Genomic DNA, 15,977 nt, shown 5'->3' on the forward strand with positions numbered 1-15,977 from the left:
GAGATCAGGCGATCTCGTCGCCGTTCACATCATGCCGGTGCAGCGCACCGTCAGCCGTCAGGCTGATCCAGCCGCCACGCGGCGTTTCCACGTCGTATTCCCAATCTGGCAGTACATAGCGCAGCTTGCCGCCGTCCAGGCGATGCAGGGCAGGGCGGTGCGTATGGCCGTGGATCAGGACATCGGTGCCGGTCTGCGCGAAGAGCGCATCGATGGCACCGGCATTGACGTCCATGATCGCCATGTCCTTGCTCTGGTTGGCGTCCTGACTGTTCTTGCGGATGCCTTCGATGATGGCCTTGCGCTGCGCCAGCGGCATGGACAGGAACTGCTGCTGGTAAGCCGGTTGCCGCACCTGGGCGCGGAACGCCATGTAGGCCTGGTCATCGGTGCATTGCGCATCGCCATGGGCCAGCGCCAGCGTGCGGCCGGCGGCGGTGATGACGTGCGGGTCCTCCAGCAGCGTCAGCCCGGCGGCATCGGCAAATGCCTGTCCGACCAGGAAATCGCGGTTGCCAGCCATCCAGTACAGTTGCACGCCTTGCGCCTGTACAGTTCGCAGTGCGTCAGCAATCAGTTGGTTGTAGGGAGCAGTACGGTCGTCGTCACCGGCCCAGTACTCGAACACGTCACCCAGCAAGTACAGTTGCTGCGTCTGTACTGCATGGCGCTGCAGGAAGGACAGAAAAGCCTCGGTGGTGCGGGGCAGGGCGGCTTGCAAATGGAGGTCGGAAACAAAAAGCGCAACCGTCGGTTGCGCTTTCTGCATGAACTGGAAATCAGTCATGGTCGGTGAAGTCAGTGGTCCGGGTCAGGCTCAGACCACTTCTGCCTTCTCGATCACCACATCTTCTGCAGGCACGTCGGCGAACATGCCGGCGCGGGTGGTCTTGACGCCCTTGATCTTGTCGACCACTTCAGTGCCTTCGACGACCTTGCCGAAGACGCAGTAGCCCCAGCCGTCCTGGCCCGGGTAGTCCAGGAAGCTGTTGTTCTTGACGTTGATGAAGAACTGCGCCGAGGCCGAGTGCGGCGCGGCGGTGCGGGCCATGGCCAGGGTGTAGGGCTCGTTCTTGAGGCCGTTCTTGGCTTCGTTCTCGATCGGCTCGCGGGTTTCCTTCTGCTTCATGCCCGGTTCGAAGCCGCCGCCCTGAATCATGAAACCGTCGATGACGCGGTGGAAGATGGTGCCGTTGTAATGGCCGGCGTTGACGTAGGCCAGGAAGTTCTCAACGGTCTTGGGGGCCTTCTCGGCATCCAGTTCGATCTTGATCGTGCCGTGGTTGGTGGTGAGCAGAACTGCCATGATGAATCCTTTGCTTGAGGGAGAATGAAAAAAAACCGGCGGGCGACTTGGGCCCGCCTTGGCTGCGTGACGGCAGGCCGGCCTTACTTGACCAGGGTGGCCGATTCGATCACCACCGGCGTGGCCGGCACGTCGCCGGCACCGGTGCGTACTTGCTTGATCTTGTCGACCACGTCGGTGCCAGCGATGACCTTGCCGAAGACGGCGTAGCCCCAGCCGTCCTGGCCGGGGTAGTTCAGGAAGCGGTTGTCCGCAACGTTGATGAAGAACTGGGCCGTTGCCGAATGCGGTGCCGACGTGCGCGCCATCGCCACAGTATAAACCTCGTTCTTCAAACCGTTATTGGCCTCGTTCTTGATGGGCGCGTCGGTGGTCTTCTCGCGCATGTTCTGGTCGTAGCCGCCGCCCTGGATCATGAAGCCGTTGATGACGCGGTGGAAGACGGTGCCGTTGTACTGGCCCTTCTTGACGTATTTCAGGAAATTGTCGACCGAGACCGGAGCCTTTTCAGGATTCAGTTCCAGGGTGATGTTGCCCATGCTGGTCTTGAGCAGTACGCGCGGGGCGTCGGCCGCCAGGGCAGGGGCGGCCAGCGTGGCCGACAGAGAGAGTGCTGCAGCCATGCGCAGCAGATGACGACGGGAGAGGATCATGCGTTGCCTTCGTAAATGATTTTCCATTGCGATCCTTCACGCACCCAGTACTGGCGCTTGCGGATCGCGTTCTTGCTTTTGCCGACCGCACTTTCCTGAGTGAAAGTGCTGACGATCATGTCTTCCGGTGTGCCGGGATAGCGGAACAGGCTGACATCGCGCAGTTTGACACTGGTATAGCGCGCGCCGTTCAGGCTCTTCTGCTGGCGGCCGAACCAGGTGGCCAGGTTCTCGCCCTGGGCCGAGCGGAATTCGGGAGAGTAATACGCCAGCACCTTGTCGGCATCCGCATTCTCCAGCGACTGGCCCCATTGCTCCAGCATGGCCGAGGCGGCGTCGCGCTGTTTGGCCCATTCGCTCTTGTCGACGAACTGCACGTGCTGGCTGATCACCACCACGGTCTTGCCGACTTCGGCGGTGGAATACAGGCTCTGCAGGTCCGGATTGGCCAGCACCACGCAGCCATCCGAGGACAGGGGCGGGCGGCTGAAGTTGTCCGAGGGCGTGCCGTGCAGCCAGATACCGTAGCCACTGCGGCCATTGCGCTTGTCCCACTCATTGGGATAGGACAGCGGCAGCGCGCCCGTGCCATAGAAATCGGGCAGCTTGGGGCCGGGGATGCGGTTGTTGACGTAATACACGCCGATGGGCGTGCGCTGGTCGCCCGACTTGGTCTTGTTGGCACCGAAGCGGCCTTGCGAGACGTAGTAGTCGGTCATGTATTTCAGCTCGCCGCCCTGGTTCTCGTAGACGTACAGGCGCGAGCGCGTGGTATCGACCACCAGCACGTTCTTCTGGTCCTCGCCGACTTGCAGCACGGCCTTGGGGATCAGCTTGGGATCCGGTTTTTCCTGCAGGGAACGGATGCGCACCATGGCTTCGTCGCGCAATTCCTTGAGCTTGTCGCCGGGTCCATCGGCCATCGCGCCGAAGTTGCGCACCGGGCGGGCATGCATCAGCAGCAGGTCGCCGCGCACCAGATGGCCCAGGCGGAAGGTCGGATAGGCCGCCACCAGGGCGTCGGCCTTGGCCTGGGCTTCGCGCAGGCGGTTGGCACCGAGGTCCTTGTAGATATCAATGAGCAGAGCTTCCGGATCCGGCTTGGCAGCGGGTGCGTCGGCCGTATTGCCTTGCGGCGGAATGGAAGAAGAGGATGCCTCGCTGCCCATCGCAGGCAGACCCGCCAGGCACAACATCAGCAGGCGTCCCAGCATGCGCGCGGGACGCCCTTGCAAAGCGCTAGCCACCAATTACCCTCCCGATCGTTCCTGTTTGATCAGCCATCGATTGCCCTGTTTGACGAAGATCAGGGTCTTGCGGCTGTCCACCGTCAGCCGATCCGAATTATATATCTGGCGATAGCGCACGGTCGCGATGTTGCCATTGATGCTCACCGTGGCATTGCTGACCTTGACACTGATGCGGCCCTTGTCCTCGATGCGGGCGCGGCGCTCTTCGGCCCATTCCTTGCGGGAGGCGCCACGGGGCGTATCGAAGTCGCTGGCGTAATGGCCCAGGTAGCTGCGCACGTCCTTGTCGCTCCAGGCCTTGGCCCAGCCATTCAATGCTGCCAGCACGACCGCCTTGTCCTGTTCGGCGCTGGCCTCGGCCTTGGCCTTTTCCTTGTCGGCACGGGCCTTGTCGGCCTTGGCCTTCTCGGCAGCGGCCAGTTTCTCGGCCTTGGCCTTTTCGGCCGCGGCCAGTTTCTCCGCCTTGGCCTTCTCGGCGGCAGCCAGCTTGTCGGCTTGTGCCTTCTCGGCGGCAGCCTGGGCGGCCTTGTCCTTCTCGGCGCGGGCGGCTTGTTCGCGGGCCAGTTTGTCGGCTTGTTCCTTGTCCTTCTGTGCCTGCAGTTCCTTCTGCTTCTGCTCGGCGGCAGCCTTGTCGGCGGCGGCCTTCTGGGCGCGCGCCTGTTCGGCGGCCAGTTGCTCGGCGCGTGCCTTCTCGGCCTTGGCGCGGTCGGCGGCGGCCCGGTCTGCTGCTGCCTTCTCGGCGGCAGCCTTGTCTGCGGCGGCCTTGTCGGCAGCGGCTTTCTCGGCGGTCGCCTTGTCGGCTGCGGCTTTTTCCTTCTCGCTGGTGGCCTTGGAGATGGCTGTCTTTTCCGCTTCGGCCTTGTCGGCGGCTGCCTGCTGCGCCAGTTTCTCGGCCGCCAGGGCACGATTGCGTTCCTGCTGTTCGGCCGCTGCCGCTTCGGCCTTGGCCTTGGCGTCGCGCTGGGCCGCTGCGGCCGACGCCAGGCGCGGCACCGTGCCACCGGTGGTGTTGCCGTTGAGCGAGCGCAGCAAGGTCAGCTTGGGCTGCGGCACGTTGGCACCCGGATCGATCTGCAGCGCCTTGTCATAAGCCTGGCTGGCCAGCTTGGCATAGACGTCGCCCAGGTTTTCCAGTGCCGTGGCATAGGTCGGATTGGTGCGCATGGCCATGTCCAGCGCCGCGCGCGCCTTGTCGTACTGGCCGTCGGCTGCATACAGCACGGCCAGGTTGTTGTACGGCTCGGGCAGGTCGGGGAAGTCTTCGGTCAGCTTGCTGAACACCGCGATGGCCTCGGCAGAACGGTTTTGTTCTGCTAAGATCAGCCCCTTCGTGAAACGCAGTTGCGCATCGCGCGGGTGTTTCGCCAGCACGGCATCGGTCTTGGTCAGTGCATCGGCATACTGTCCGGCCCGCATCAGCTTGTTGATGTCAGACATTTCACTGGCATGCGCAAGCGTGGCGGGTACCCCGAACAGGGCAGCCACCAGGCTGGACAACACTGCCGTCTTGTGGGCAGTCTTGCTGATCAAACCGCGCAAACCATGAATGGATGTCTGTTCTTGTGATTCTGGGGCCATGGTTTTATCGATGCTATACTCGAAGAAATTCGAAGAAAGCTGGCATTTTATATCAAACAAGTAAGACAAAAAGAGGTTTGGCTACCGTGACCCGTTCATGTTGCAACTGCTGCTAGAACAATGAAACCCAGGCAGGGGCCTGCCAGCGCCATGCTTCATCACGGTGCCGGCCCCAGGTAGTGCATGAACCCGTCGCCCACAGCGGCAACGCCAACCCCAGAATTCCCATCCCATGAGCGAGCTCAAGATTTACAACACGCTGGCGCGTGACAAGCAGACCTTTACCCCGATCGAACCCGGCAAGGTGCGCTTGTACGTGTGCGGCATGACCGTGTATGACTACTGCCATATCGGCCATGCGCGCGTGCTGGTGGTGTTCGACATGGTGCAGCGCTGGCTGCGCGCCTCCGGCTATGCCGTGACCTATGTGCGCAACATCACCGACATCGACGACAAGATCATCCATCGTGCCGCCGAGAACGGCGAGACCATCGCCCAGCTGACCAATCGCTTCATCGATGCCATGAACGAGGATGCCGCCGCCCTGGGCGTGCAGCGTCCCGACCATGAACCGCGTGCGACCAAGTACGTGCCCAAGATGCTGGACCTGATCGGCAAGCTGGAAAAGAACGGCCTGGCCTACAAGGCCAGCGATGGCGACGTCAATTACTCCGTGCGCGATTTCCCCGGCTACGGCAAGCTCTCCGGCAAGTCGCTGGACGACCTGCGCGCCGGCGAGCGGGTAGATGTGAACACCGGCAAGCGCGATCCGCTGGACTTCGTGCTCTGGAAGGCGGCCAAGCCCAGCGAGCCGGACGAAGCCAAGTGGGACTCGCCCTGGGGCTGTGGCCGTCCGGGCTGGCACATCGAGTGCTCGGCCATGTCCAGTGACCTGCTGGGCGACCATTTCGACATCCACGGCGGTGGCCAGGATCTTCAGTTCCCGCACCATGAAAATGAAATCGCCCAGTCCGAAGGCGCGCACCAGCACACCTTCGTGAATTACTGGATGCACAACGGTTTCGTGCGCATCGACAACGAGAAGATGTCCAAGTCCCTGGGCAACTTCTTTACGATTCGCGACGTGCTCAAGAAGTACGACCCGGAAGTATTGCGTTTCTTCATCTTGCGCGCCCACTACCGCAGCCCGCTGAACTACTCGGATGCGCATCTGGACGATGCCCGCCAGGCGCTCACCCGCCTGTACACGGCCTTGAAGGATGTGCCGCCGGAAGCCGGCGCTCTGGCGGCCGATGAAGCGCATGCACAAAGGTTCACAGAGGCTCTGAACGACGACTTCAACACGCCGGTCGCGATCTCGGTGCTGTTCGAACTGGCCAATGAGGTCAACCGTGACCGTTCGCCGGCGCAGGCGCGCCAGTTGAAGGCGCTGGCCGGTATCCTCGGCCTGCTGCAGCGCGAGCCGGCCGAGTACCTCAAGGGCGGCGTGGCAGCGGCAGACGGTCTGGGCGAAGCCGAGATCGAAGCCTTGATCGAAGCGCGCAAGGCGGCCAAGGCAGGCAAGAACTTCGCCGAAGCCGACCGGGTCCGTGCCGAGCTGACCGCGGCCGGCATCATTCTGGAAGACAAACCGGGCGGCCTGACCGAGTGGCGGAGAGCTTGATTTGAATACCAACCGAAAAGCCAGCGAGGCCGATCCCAGCCTGATCGTGCCGGCCTACTGGGAAGAGGCCAAGGCCGAGCTGATGAAGCGCGACCGCATCATGCGCAAGATCATCCCGCAGTTCGGGGATCTGCAACTGACCGTGCGCGGCGACGCCTTCACCACGCTGGCGCGTTCGGTGATCGGCCAGCAAATCTCGACCAAGGCCGCCAATGCGGTCTGGCAGCGCTTTCTGGAAGCCTGTCCGCGCTGCACGCCGGGCCAGGTGATGCGCACCGGTCCGGAAGGGCTGGCGGCGTGCGGCCTGTCCAAGCGCAAGGCCGAATACATCCTCGATCTGGCTGCCCACTTCAAGGCCAAGACGGTACATCCCGATAAATGGGCGGAGATGGAAGACGAAGCCGTCATTGCCGAGATGATCCAGATCCGCGGGATTGGCCGCTGGACAGCCGAGATGTTTTTGATATTTAATCTGCTGCGCCCGAACGTGCTGCCGCTGGATGACCTGGGATTGCTCAAGGGCATCAGCATCAGCTATTTCTCGGGCGAGCCCGTCTCGCGCAGTGATGCGCGGGAAGTCGCCGCGAACTGGGAACCGTGGCGCACCGTGGCGACTTGGTACCTGTGGCGCAGCCTGGATCCGCTGCCGTCCGATTATTGATCCAAGAGGAAGAGGGTGCGTCCGGCGCTGCTGCGCCGGGGCCTTGCTGGTGTATACTCCGCACCTCCCAAGATTTGAAGGCAAACCGATGCAACCGGGGATCATCGCGCCGCAACCCGCACCGGGCCGGCATTGTCAGCGATTCTCGCCACATCATCGGACTTGTTGAAAAAGGAACACAATGAGTAAATCGACAACGACTTTTCTGGGCTTCGAGCAGGCCATCGCCGAGCTGGATGCCAAGATTGAAGAGTTGCGTTTTGTACAGGATGACTCGGCCGTCGACATCTCCGAAGAGATCGAGCGCCTGGTCAAGAAGAGCCAGCAGCTGACCAAGGACATCTACGCCAAGCTCACGCCTTGGCAGGTCTCGCAGATTGCCCGCCATCCGCAGCGTCCCTACACCATGGACTACGTGCGCGAGATCTTCACCGATTTCCACGAACTGCACGGCGACCGCACCTTTGCGGACGACCAGTCCATCGTCGGCGGCCTGGCCCGTTTCAATGGCCAGGCTTGCATGGTGATCGGCCACCAGAAGGGGCGCGACACCAAGGAACGCGCCATGCGCAACTTCGGCATGCCCAAGCCGGAAGGCTATCGCAAGGCGATGCGCCTGATGAAGGTGGCCGAGAAGTTTGGTTTGCCTATCTTTACCTTTGTCGATACCCCGGGCGCATTCCCCGGCATCGATGCCGAAGAGCGCGGCCAGTCCGAAGCTATCGGCCACAACCTGTACGTGATGGCCGAACTGAAGGTGCCGCTGATCGCCACCATCATCGGTGAAGGCGGTTCCGGCGGCGCGCTGGCCATCGCCGTGGGCGATTCGGTGCTGATGCTGCAATATGCGACCTACTCGGTGATCTCGCCGGAAGGCTGCGCTTCCATCCTGTGGAAGACCGCCGACCGCGCCGCGGATGCGGCTGAAGCGCTGGGCCTGACCGCCCATCGCCTCAAGGCCATCGGCCTGATCGACAAGATCGTCAACGAACCGCTGGGTGGCGCCCATCGTGATCCCAAGCAGATGGCCGGTTTGCTCAAGCGCGCACTGTCGGATTCGCTGCGCCAGTTCCAAGGCATGAAGACCAAGGACCTGCTGGCTGCGCGTCACGAAAAACTGATGGCTTATGGCAAGTTCAAGGAATTGAATTCGGCCGAATAACTTTCGGTTCGCATTTTCTTCTTCCCGGACGCCAGCGATTGCTTCGCTGGCGTTTGTCTTTTCAGGTGCCGGTTTCTCATGTCCGATCATTCCTCTTCTTCTCCTTCCTCCGGCAAGATCACCGGCAAGCTGCTGCAGGCATTGCACGCCACGCTGGCCGTGACCGCTTTCGATCCCGCGCAGGACACGCTGGCCGTGGCCTTCAGCGGTGGACTCGATTCCACGGTGCTGCTGGAAGCGGCCGCGCAGTGGCAGCATGAAAGCGGCGGACGCGTGGTGGCCCTGCATGTGCATCATGGACTCTCGCCCAATGCGGATGCCTGGCTGGCGCATGCCGAGCAGGCATGTGCGCAGCGCGGCATCACCTGCGCGCACGAGCGCGTGCAACTGGAACGGGTGGCCGACAGCGGTGTGGAAGAAGCGGCACGGCTGGCGCGTTATGCCGCGCTGGGGCGGCTGTGCCGGGCACATGGTGCGCGCCTGCTGCTGACGGCCCATCATCTCGACGACCAGGCCGAAACGGTGCTGCTGCAACTGCTGCGCGGCAGCGGGCTGGCGGGCCTGTCCGGCATGGATCAATGCAATGCCGCGCCCGGTTTGCTTGGCGATGCGGACACGTTGATCGCACGACCTTTCCTGGCCATCCCGCGTGCGCAGCTGGAAGAGGGCGCACGCGCCTGGTCGCTCGCCTGGATCGAGGACGAATCCAACAGCGATCCGCGCTACACGCGCAACGCTTTGCGCCATCAGGTGATGCCGGCATTGGGCCAGGTCTTCCCCGGCTACCAGCAGCGCCTGGCGCGCGCGGCCGGACACGCACAGGGCGCGCAGGAATTGCTGCACGAAGTGGCCGAACAGGATCTGGCGCAATGCCGTGAGGGCGATCACCTGCGCATGCCGGCGCTGCGTGCCCTGAGCGAACAGCGCTTTCTGAACCTGATGCGTCACTGGTTCGGAATGCGCGGCATGCGCATGCCGTCATCGGCGTGGATGCAGGAGATGCGCACCCAACTGCTGGAGGCCGATGTGGAAGCGCAGCTGTGCGTCTCTCACCCTGACGGCGAAGTCCATCGTTACCGCGAGCGCGTCTTCCTGGCGCCGCGCCGTCGCCTGCCCGATGAGGGCGCGTCACTGTCGCTGCGCTGGAGCGGGCAGGCGCAGATCCACGTGCCGGTCTTCCACGGCACCCTGAAGTTCGAGCCCATTCCCGCTGGCGATGCGCGGCCGGGCTTCGATGCCGCGTGGCTGCGTGCGCAATCGCTGCTGGTGTGCGGGCGCAGCGGGGGGGAACGCATCAAGCTGGCGCAGAATCGTCCGGCGCGCAGCCTCAAGCAGCAGTATCAGAGCGCCGATGTCCCTGCGTGGGAACGGCCTTATCTTCCGCTGGTGTGGACGGGTGAGGATCTGCTGTTCGCGGCGGGCGTGGGCATGGACTGTGCGCATTTTGCGGCGACGGGGGAACGCATTGCCCTGCGGTGGCAGCAGGATTGATCTGCATCGGGCGTGTCGGCGTGAGCAGACCGCTGAAGCGAAGCAAACCATTTAAATGATATAAAAAATATCGCCCCCGAACCTGACGGTGCGGGGGCGATATCCCTGTCATCCCTGACATGTCCGGGCCTCAGACGGATCCGATGCCCGGGGTGCTGCTCCTTGCGGACGCCTTACTTGGCGGCGGCGTCAGCGGCCGGCTTGGCTTCCGTGCCGGCAGCGGCCTTCTTCTCGGTCTTGCCTTCCGCCTTCTTTTCCGACTTCTTGTGCTTGGCGTGATGTTCCGCCTTGGCCTTCGGCGCGGTCTCGGTCTTGGCGGCTTCAGCCTTGGCCGGAGCAGCCGGGGCGGCAGCGGCGCCGGTCTGGGCGAACACCGGCAGGGTCAGGGCCGACAGCAGGGAAGCAACGATGATGGTCTTGGTCTTCATGGTGATGTCCTTTCAACGACGAGTGTCTGGTCAGTGTCAGTAAGACGTGTGCACGGTGTGTGCGATGTGTCTGCTATGTGTTTGCTATCTGTACCGGGGCTGGCCCGGTACGGTCATGCCTGAATTACTTGGTCTTGGCGGCCGTGTCGGTGGCGGCGGTCTTGGTGTCGGCAGTGCCGGCTTCCTTCTTCTCCGCCTTGGCTTCAGTCTTGGTGTCGGCCTTCTTCTCCGACTTCTCGGACTTCTTGTGCTTGGCGTGATGCGTGGCCTTGGCCTTCGGTGCGGTCTCGGTCTTGGCAGCTTCCGCCTTGGCCGGGGCGGCGGCTGCACCGGTCTGGGCGAACACCGGCAGGGTCAGGGCCGACAGCAGGGAGGCAACGATGATGGTCTTGGTATTCATGGTGATGTCCTTTCAGAGACAAGTGTCTGTTTGCGTCAGTAGTACGGTGCGTACGGTGTGTGCTGCGTGTCTGCTACGTTACTGCTTTGTATCTGCTATCTGTACCGGGACTGGCCCGGTACGGTCTTACTTGGTCTTGGTCGCTGTATCGGTAGCGGCCTTGGTGTCGGCCTTGGCTTCGCTCTTGGCGTCAGCCTTCTTCTCTGCCTTTTCCGCCTTTTCCGCCTTTTCCGACTTTTCGGACTTCTTGTGCTTGGCGTGATGCGTGGTCTTGGCCTTGGCCGCGGTGTCGGTCTTGCCGGCTTCCGCCTTGGCCGTGGCTGCTGCTGGCGCGGCCGGCGCAGCGCTGCCGGTCTGTGCGAACACCGGCAGGGCCAGTGCGGTCAGCAGGGAAGCGACGATGACGGATTTGGTTTTCATGGCAATTTCCTTTAGAAAGTGGTTGTTACGCTCGGCGCTTGATTTTGCGTAATCGCTTCATCATGTCGTGGCGCCTTGCTTCCTATAACGAGCCGCCGACGTGAAAGACGACGTGAAAGTGTTTCAATTCATCGTGTATTTGTAAGCATTCGTTGCTGCTTTGCTTATAATGGTCAACACGTTGGTGCAGCCTTGTTGCAGCGCTGTTTCCCGGCTTCTCCGCTGCACTGCGTGCCTTGCCGGTGGTCTTGCCGTTTCTTCTTTCCTGTTGCCTCATCGAGTTTTCTCATGGCCTATCAAACCTGGTTTGCATTCTTTCTCGCCGCCTGTGTCATCGCCATCTCGCCCGGATCGGGTGCGGTGCTCTCCATGAGCCACGGCCTCAATTACGGCCTGCGCCGTACCACGGCCACCATCCTCGGCCTGGAAATCGCGCTGGTGGTAGTCCTCATCATCGCCGGAGCCGGTGTGGGTTCGCTGCTGGTGGCCTCCGAAACCGCCTTCAACGTGGTCAAGATCGCCGGTGCCCTGTACCTGATCTACCTGGGCTTCTCGCAGTGGCGCGCCCGTGTGCCCTCGGAGCAGGAAGGCGAAGCCCTCGACAACGCCAACGCCGTGGCACGCGCGCAGCGTGGCCAGCACTGGTGGCAGCGTTGCATGACGGGCTTCCTCACCAATGCCACCAACCCCAAGGGCATCGTCTTCATGGTGGCGGTGCTGCCGCAATTCATCGATCACGAACGTCCGCTGTGGCTGCAGCTGCTGGTGCTGGCCGTGACCATGGTGGCGGTGGACCTGGTGGTGATGCACGGCTACGCCTTTGCGGCCAGCCGCCTGCAACGCTTCTTCCGCAGCCAGAAGGCGATCAAGGCGCAGAACCGTTTCTTCGGTGGCGTGCTGATGCTGGTGGGCGCCGGGCTGTTCTTCTTCAAGCGCACGCAGCACTGATTGCAGCACCGCGCAGACAACAAAAAACCCGCAAGGCAGCTTGCGGGTTTTTTGTTGGGCGTCCCGGCCGGAGTGGCGGGGACGTGAAGGAAAATTACTTGTCCTTCTTCAGGCAGGACGACATGAAGGCTTTGCGCTCGTCACCCTTCTTGCCGGCGGCATCGGCGTTACATTGCTTCATCTTTTCCTGCTGGGTGGCGGGCTTGGGCTGTTCCTTCTTCAGGCAGGAGGACATGAAGGCCTTGCGTTCATCGCCTTTCTTGCCGGCGGCGTCGGCGTTGCATTGCTTCATCTTGTCCTGCTGGGCATTCTGCGCCATGGCGGGGGAACCCAGCAGCAGCGGGGCGGCCAGTGCGAACGAGGTCATGGCGAAGAGCATTTTTTTCATGAGAGACTCCCTGGGGCAAGGTGGATTCGTGGGGCTGATCGGTCTGATTCTTCAGACGCGAGCATTACAGCATGAAAGATAATGTTCTGACTAGCGCACGCAGTTGAGATCGCCTTCCTGGCAGCCTGCCAGATTCTTCAGTTCGTCCGCACGCTGGCGGGTCTTGTCGGCCAGGCAGGTTTGCAGCGCAAGTGAAGCTGCAGACCCGCCGGCGCTGGCCGAGCTCTCAAAGCGGCAGGACAGGTCGCGATACTTCAGCCAGGCCAGCTGCACCTCGCGCAACTGGTTCTGTTGCGCCTTGTTGAGCTTGTCGCGATAGGCCATGTAGGTGGCGTTGAGATCGGCATCGTTCTGGGTCAGGGTCTGCGAAGCGCAGGCATTCATCTCGGCCTGGGTGGCGGCCTTGGTGCAATCGGCGGCGAAGGCGCTGCCGGCACACAGCAGCAGGGCGGCCGCCAGCAGGGACAGGGGGGCTTTCATGGGACTGGACTCCGGTTTCTCAGGGGACGAGGCTGCAATGCTTCCGGTTGGCAAGCTCATTCTGGCGACCTGCGGAAGGCTAGCAACTTGTCGGGATAAAATGACATTTTGCCTGTCTTAGAAGAAGACAGAGCAGGCCGGTTCGCCCGTTTCTGCAACGAAATTGCAACAAGCCGTATCCGATGTTCCTTATCGAAATCTTTTTCAGGAGTAGCGCAGATGGGATTGAGCTGGCTGTCCGCCATCAAACTGATTCCCTGGGGCGACGTGGTCCAGGCCACCCCCGGCATCGTCAAGGGCGCGCGTGACCTGTGGTCGCGCACCCGCAAGGCCAAGACCGCAGTCGATGCCGCGCCGCCCGCGCCGGTTACCGGCGACGTCGGCCAGCTGGCCCAGCGTATCGTCCAGCTGGAAGCCGAGCAGCTCGAAGCCAGTCAGTTGATCAACACCCTGGCCGAGCAGAATGCGCAACTGGTCGCCACCATGGATGCCATGCGCCGCCGCCTGCGCATGCTGGGCGCTTTCTGCGTGCTGCTGGCGGTGGGCGTGGTGGCGGTGTGGCTGCGCTGACGCTTTCTTGTATTTTCCTGAACCCTGATTCCTTGACGACTGGCCCTGCATGTTCCAACAAGCATTGCGCATGACCCTGCGCGACTGGCGCACCGGTGAACTCCGTTTTCTGCTGATCGCCTTGATCGTGGCGGTGGCGGCACTGTCCTCGGTCGGTTTCTTCGTCGACCGCATGCGCGCCGGCATGACGCGCGATGCGCACCAGTTGCTGGGGGCCGATCTGCTGGTGGCGGCCGATCAGCCACTGTCACCGCAATGGCTGCAGCAGGCCGCCACGCAAGGCTTGCAGCAGGCGCAGACCCAGGTCTTCCCCAGCATGGCGCAAGCCGGGGAGGGGGATGCGGCCCGCTCGGTACTCTCATCCATCAAGGCCGTCACGGCGGGCTATCCCTTGCGCGGCCAGTTGCGGCTGCAGGGCAGCGATGGCCGCGACCGGCCTGCCGACGGGATTCCGCAGCCGGGGACCCTCTGGGTCGATCCGCAGATCCTGTCCCAGCTCGACGTGAAGGTCGGCGATACCCTCAGGCTGGGTGATCTGGCGCTGAAGATCGCCGCCGTCATCGCGATCGAACCGGATCGCGGCAGCGCCTTCGTCAACTTCGCGCCGCGCGTGATGCTCAATGAGGCCGACCTGGCCGCCACGCATCTGGTGCAGGTCGGTTCGCGCGTGACCTATCGCCTGTTGATCGCCGGGCCGCCCGAGGCCGTGCAGCGCTACCAGCAACAGATCGAACGCCAGATCGAGGCCGACAAGCTGCGCGGCGTGCGCCTGGAATCACTGGAAAACGGCCGCCCGGAAATGCGCGCCACGCTGGACCGCGCCGAGCAATTCCTGTCGCTGGTCGGGCTGCTCTCGGCCATGCTGGCCGCGCTCGCCGTGGCCATGGCGGCGCGCCGCTTCATGCTGCGCCATCTGGATGCCTGCGCCATGCTGCGCTGTTTCGGCATGACGCAGGCGCAGGTGACCACGCTCTATCTCACCGAATTCATTCTCATCGGGCTCGCCGCCAGCTTCATCGGCATGCTGGTCGGTTTTGCCGCCCACTTTGCGCTGCTGCAATGGCTGGGCAACTTCCTGCCGACCGCCTTGCCGCCACCGGGCTGGGCACCGGCGCTGCAGGGCGTGGCCACCGGCCTGCTGCTGCTGGTCGGGTTTGCCTTGCCGCCCATCCTGCAATTGCGCAACGTGCCGCACAACCGCGTGATCCGGCGCGACCAGGGCGCACCGCAGGCGCTGACGGTAGGGACCTATGTGCTGGGCACGCTGGTGTTTTCCGGCTTGCTGCTGTGGCAGGCGGGCGATCTCAAGCTGGGGCTGCTGACCATCGCCGGTTTCCTCGGCGGCTTCGGTCTCTTCGCGCTGGTGGCCTGGCTGTGCCTGCGTGCGCTGCGTTCGCTGCGCGGGCTGGTGGACCGCCAGAGCTGGCGCTTCGCCATCGACGGCTTGCAACGCCGTCCGGCGGCGGCCGTGATGCAGGTGGTGGCGCTGGGCCTGGGGCTCATGGCGCTGCTGTTGCTGACCGTGATTCGCGGCGACTTGGTGGGCGCATGGCAGCAGGCTACGCCGGCTGATGCCCCCAACCGCTTCATCATCAACATCCAGCCGGACCAGCGTGAGGCCGTGCAGCGGGCGCTGCGCCAGGGCGGGGTGCAGGATGCGGCGCTGTATCCGATGATTCGCGGACGCCTGGTGCAGATCAACGGGCGCGCCGTCAATCCGTCGGACTATCAGGAAGACCGCGCCAAGCGCCTGGTGGACCGCGAATTCAATCTCTCGACCATGCGCGACATCCCGCCCGGCAACGGCATCGTGGGCGGCCGCTGGTACGACGACAGCCACCCGGAAGCCTCGGTGGAACGCGGGCTGGCGCAGACCCTGGGCATCAAGCTGGGGGACAAGCTGCAATTCGACATCGCCGGCCAACTGGTGGAAGCCCCCGTAACCAGCCTGCGCAAGCTGGAGTGGGGATCACTGCGGGTGAATTTCTTCGTCATCCTCAACCCGACGCTCATGCGCGATACGCCGCAAAGCTGGATCACGGCGGTACACCTGACTCCGCAGCAGGAGGCTTTGGGCAACACGCTGGCGCGTGACTTCCCCAATCTGACCGTTGTGGACATAGGAAGTGTACTGGCACAGATTCAGGAAGTGGTCGGTCAAGTGATTGCAGCTGTAGAGTTCCTGTTCCTGTTCACTTTGTGTTCAGGTGTACTGGTACTGTACGCTGCACTGGCAGGGTCCCAGGATGAACGTGTACGGGAAGCTGGCCTGTTGCGTGCGCTCGGTGCGACCCGGCAGGAGCTCTCCCGCGCCCAGCGCATCGAGGTGCTGCTGGTGGGTTCGCTGGCAGGGCTGCTGGCCGCCAGCGGCGCGGCCGGCATCGGCTGGGCGCTGGCGCATTACGTCTTCAATTTCGACTGGAGTTTCAGCCCGCTGGTGTGGGTGGCCGGCATGGGGCTGGGCGCGGCTTGCTCGGCGCTGGGCGGCTGGGCCGGATTGCGTCACGTGCTGCGCCGTCCGCCGCTGCAGACCTTGCGCGAGGCCTGATCCGATACAGATCAAGCAAGGCTGGCATTGGCAGCCGGACCGCCCGACGCGGCCGTCCGGCTGCGGTATC

17 protein-coding genes are annotated in these 15,977 nt (G+C 63.1%); 7 read left to right on the plus strand and 10 right to left on the minus strand.

What is annotated here, in order from left to right:
* Nucleotides 1-4: 4 nt before the first annotated feature.
* From ACWFUC_RS14565 to ACWFUC_RS14585, 5 genes are all read right to left on the minus strand, one after another.
* Nucleotides 5-787 (minus strand): UDP-2,3-diacylglucosamine diphosphatase, encoded by a 783-nt coding sequence (locus ACWFUC_RS14565; RefSeq protein ID WP_288067995.1) that lies wholly within the window; start codon nucleotides 785-787, stop codon nucleotides 5-7.
* Between the two features lie 30 nt (nucleotides 788-817).
* Nucleotides 818-1,306, minus strand: coding sequence for a peptidylprolyl isomerase (locus tag ACWFUC_RS14570; RefSeq protein ID WP_013233868.1), 489 nt, complete (start codon nucleotides 1,304-1,306; stop codon nucleotides 818-820).
* An 83-nt stretch (nucleotides 1,307-1,389) separates the two neighbouring features.
* Complete coding sequence (locus tag ACWFUC_RS14575) at nucleotides 1,390-1,959, minus strand: peptidylprolyl isomerase (RefSeq protein ID WP_489625273.1); 570 nt, start codon at nucleotides 1,957-1,959, stop codon at nucleotides 1,390-1,392.
* Nucleotides 1,956-3,173, minus strand: a complete 1,218-nt coding sequence (locus ACWFUC_RS14580; RefSeq protein ID WP_489637625.1) for a L,D-transpeptidase family protein — start codon at nucleotides 3,171-3,173, stop codon at nucleotides 1,956-1,958. The genes ACWFUC_RS14575 and ACWFUC_RS14580 overlap by 4 nt, the downstream gene beginning before the upstream one ends.
* A gap of 36 nt (nucleotides 3,174-3,209) precedes the next feature.
* On the minus strand, nucleotides 3,210-4,787 hold the full coding sequence (locus tag ACWFUC_RS14585; protein ID WP_489625274.1) for a YybH family protein: 1,578 nt from the start codon (nucleotides 4,785-4,787) through the stop codon (nucleotides 3,210-3,212).
* A gap of 232 nt (nucleotides 4,788-5,019) precedes the next feature.
* On the opposite strand from ACWFUC_RS14585, the gene cysS reads away from it, so the two are divergent.
* From cysS to tilS, 4 genes are all read left to right on the plus strand, one after another.
* On the plus strand, nucleotides 5,020-6,411 hold the full coding sequence (cysS, locus tag ACWFUC_RS14590; RefSeq protein ID WP_489625275.1) for a cysteine--tRNA ligase: 1,392 nt from the start codon (nucleotides 5,020-5,022) through the stop codon (nucleotides 6,409-6,411).
* A gap of 1 nt (nucleotide 6,412) precedes the next feature.
* Entirely contained in the window at nucleotides 6,413-7,072 is a 660-nt protein-coding gene (locus ACWFUC_RS14595; RefSeq protein WP_034335513.1) for a DNA-3-methyladenine glycosylase family protein, read from the plus strand.
* 181 nt (nucleotides 7,073-7,253) lie between these two features.
* Nucleotides 7,254-8,234, plus strand: coding sequence for an acetyl-CoA carboxylase carboxyltransferase subunit alpha (locus tag ACWFUC_RS14600; protein WP_008327848.1), 981 nt, complete (start codon nucleotides 7,254-7,256; stop codon nucleotides 8,232-8,234).
* A gap of 78 nt (nucleotides 8,235-8,312) precedes the next feature.
* Nucleotides 8,313-9,725 carry a tRNA lysidine(34) synthetase TilS gene (tilS, locus tag ACWFUC_RS14605; RefSeq protein ID WP_489625276.1) on the plus strand — a complete coding sequence of 471 codons (1,413 nt, stop codon included), beginning with the start codon at nucleotides 8,313-8,315 and terminating at the stop codon, nucleotides 9,723-9,725.
* A gap of 173 nt (nucleotides 9,726-9,898) precedes the next feature.
* Here the strand turns inward: tilS and ACWFUC_RS14610 are convergent, their stop codons facing one another.
* From ACWFUC_RS14610 to ACWFUC_RS14620, 3 genes are all read right to left on the minus strand, one after another.
* A complete protein-coding gene (locus ACWFUC_RS14610) occupies nucleotides 9,899-10,153 on the minus strand; it encodes a hypothetical protein (protein ID WP_121039423.1) in 255 nt (84 codons plus the stop codon).
* 124 nt (nucleotides 10,154-10,277) lie between these two features.
* Nucleotides 10,278-10,553 carry a hypothetical protein gene (locus tag ACWFUC_RS14615; RefSeq protein WP_489625277.1) on the minus strand — a complete coding sequence of 92 codons (276 nt, stop codon included), beginning with the start codon at nucleotides 10,551-10,553 and terminating at the stop codon, nucleotides 10,278-10,280.
* 126 nt (nucleotides 10,554-10,679) lie between these two features.
* Nucleotides 10,680-10,973, minus strand: a complete 294-nt coding sequence (locus ACWFUC_RS14620) for a hypothetical protein (RefSeq protein ID WP_489625278.1) — start codon at nucleotides 10,971-10,973, stop codon at nucleotides 10,680-10,682.
* Between the two features lie 288 nt (nucleotides 10,974-11,261).
* Between ACWFUC_RS14620 and ACWFUC_RS14625 the strand changes: the two genes are divergently transcribed.
* On the plus strand, nucleotides 11,262-11,921 hold the full coding sequence (locus tag ACWFUC_RS14625; protein WP_034339732.1) for a LysE family transporter: 660 nt from the start codon (nucleotides 11,262-11,264) through the stop codon (nucleotides 11,919-11,921).
* A gap of 94 nt (nucleotides 11,922-12,015) precedes the next feature.
* Here ACWFUC_RS14625 and ACWFUC_RS14630 read toward each other — a convergent pair whose 3' ends face one another.
* Together ACWFUC_RS14630 and ACWFUC_RS14635 are read right to left on the minus strand one after the other, a co-directional pair.
* Nucleotides 12,016-12,309 carry a PsiF family protein gene (locus tag ACWFUC_RS14630; RefSeq protein WP_489625279.1) on the minus strand — a complete coding sequence of 98 codons (294 nt, stop codon included), beginning with the start codon at nucleotides 12,307-12,309 and terminating at the stop codon, nucleotides 12,016-12,018.
* Between the two features lie 90 nt (nucleotides 12,310-12,399).
* On the minus strand, nucleotides 12,400-12,789 hold the full coding sequence (locus ACWFUC_RS14635; RefSeq protein ID WP_088754281.1) for a lysozyme inhibitor LprI family protein: 390 nt from the start codon (nucleotides 12,787-12,789) through the stop codon (nucleotides 12,400-12,402).
* A 219-nt stretch (nucleotides 12,790-13,008) separates the two neighbouring features.
* Between ACWFUC_RS14635 and ACWFUC_RS14640 the strand changes: the two genes are divergently transcribed.
* Nucleotides 13,009-13,359 carry a hypothetical protein gene (locus tag ACWFUC_RS14640; protein ID WP_121039432.1) on the plus strand — a complete coding sequence of 117 codons (351 nt, stop codon included), beginning with the start codon at nucleotides 13,009-13,011 and terminating at the stop codon, nucleotides 13,357-13,359.
* A gap of 49 nt (nucleotides 13,360-13,408) precedes the next feature.
* Nucleotides 13,409-15,907 (plus strand): ABC transporter permease, encoded by a 2,499-nt coding sequence (locus ACWFUC_RS14645; RefSeq protein ID WP_489625280.1) that lies wholly within the window; start codon nucleotides 13,409-13,411, stop codon nucleotides 15,905-15,907.
* Nucleotides 15,908-15,977: the final 70 nt, after the last annotated feature.

Source organism: Herbaspirillum sp. Her4 (assembly GCF_057961335.1).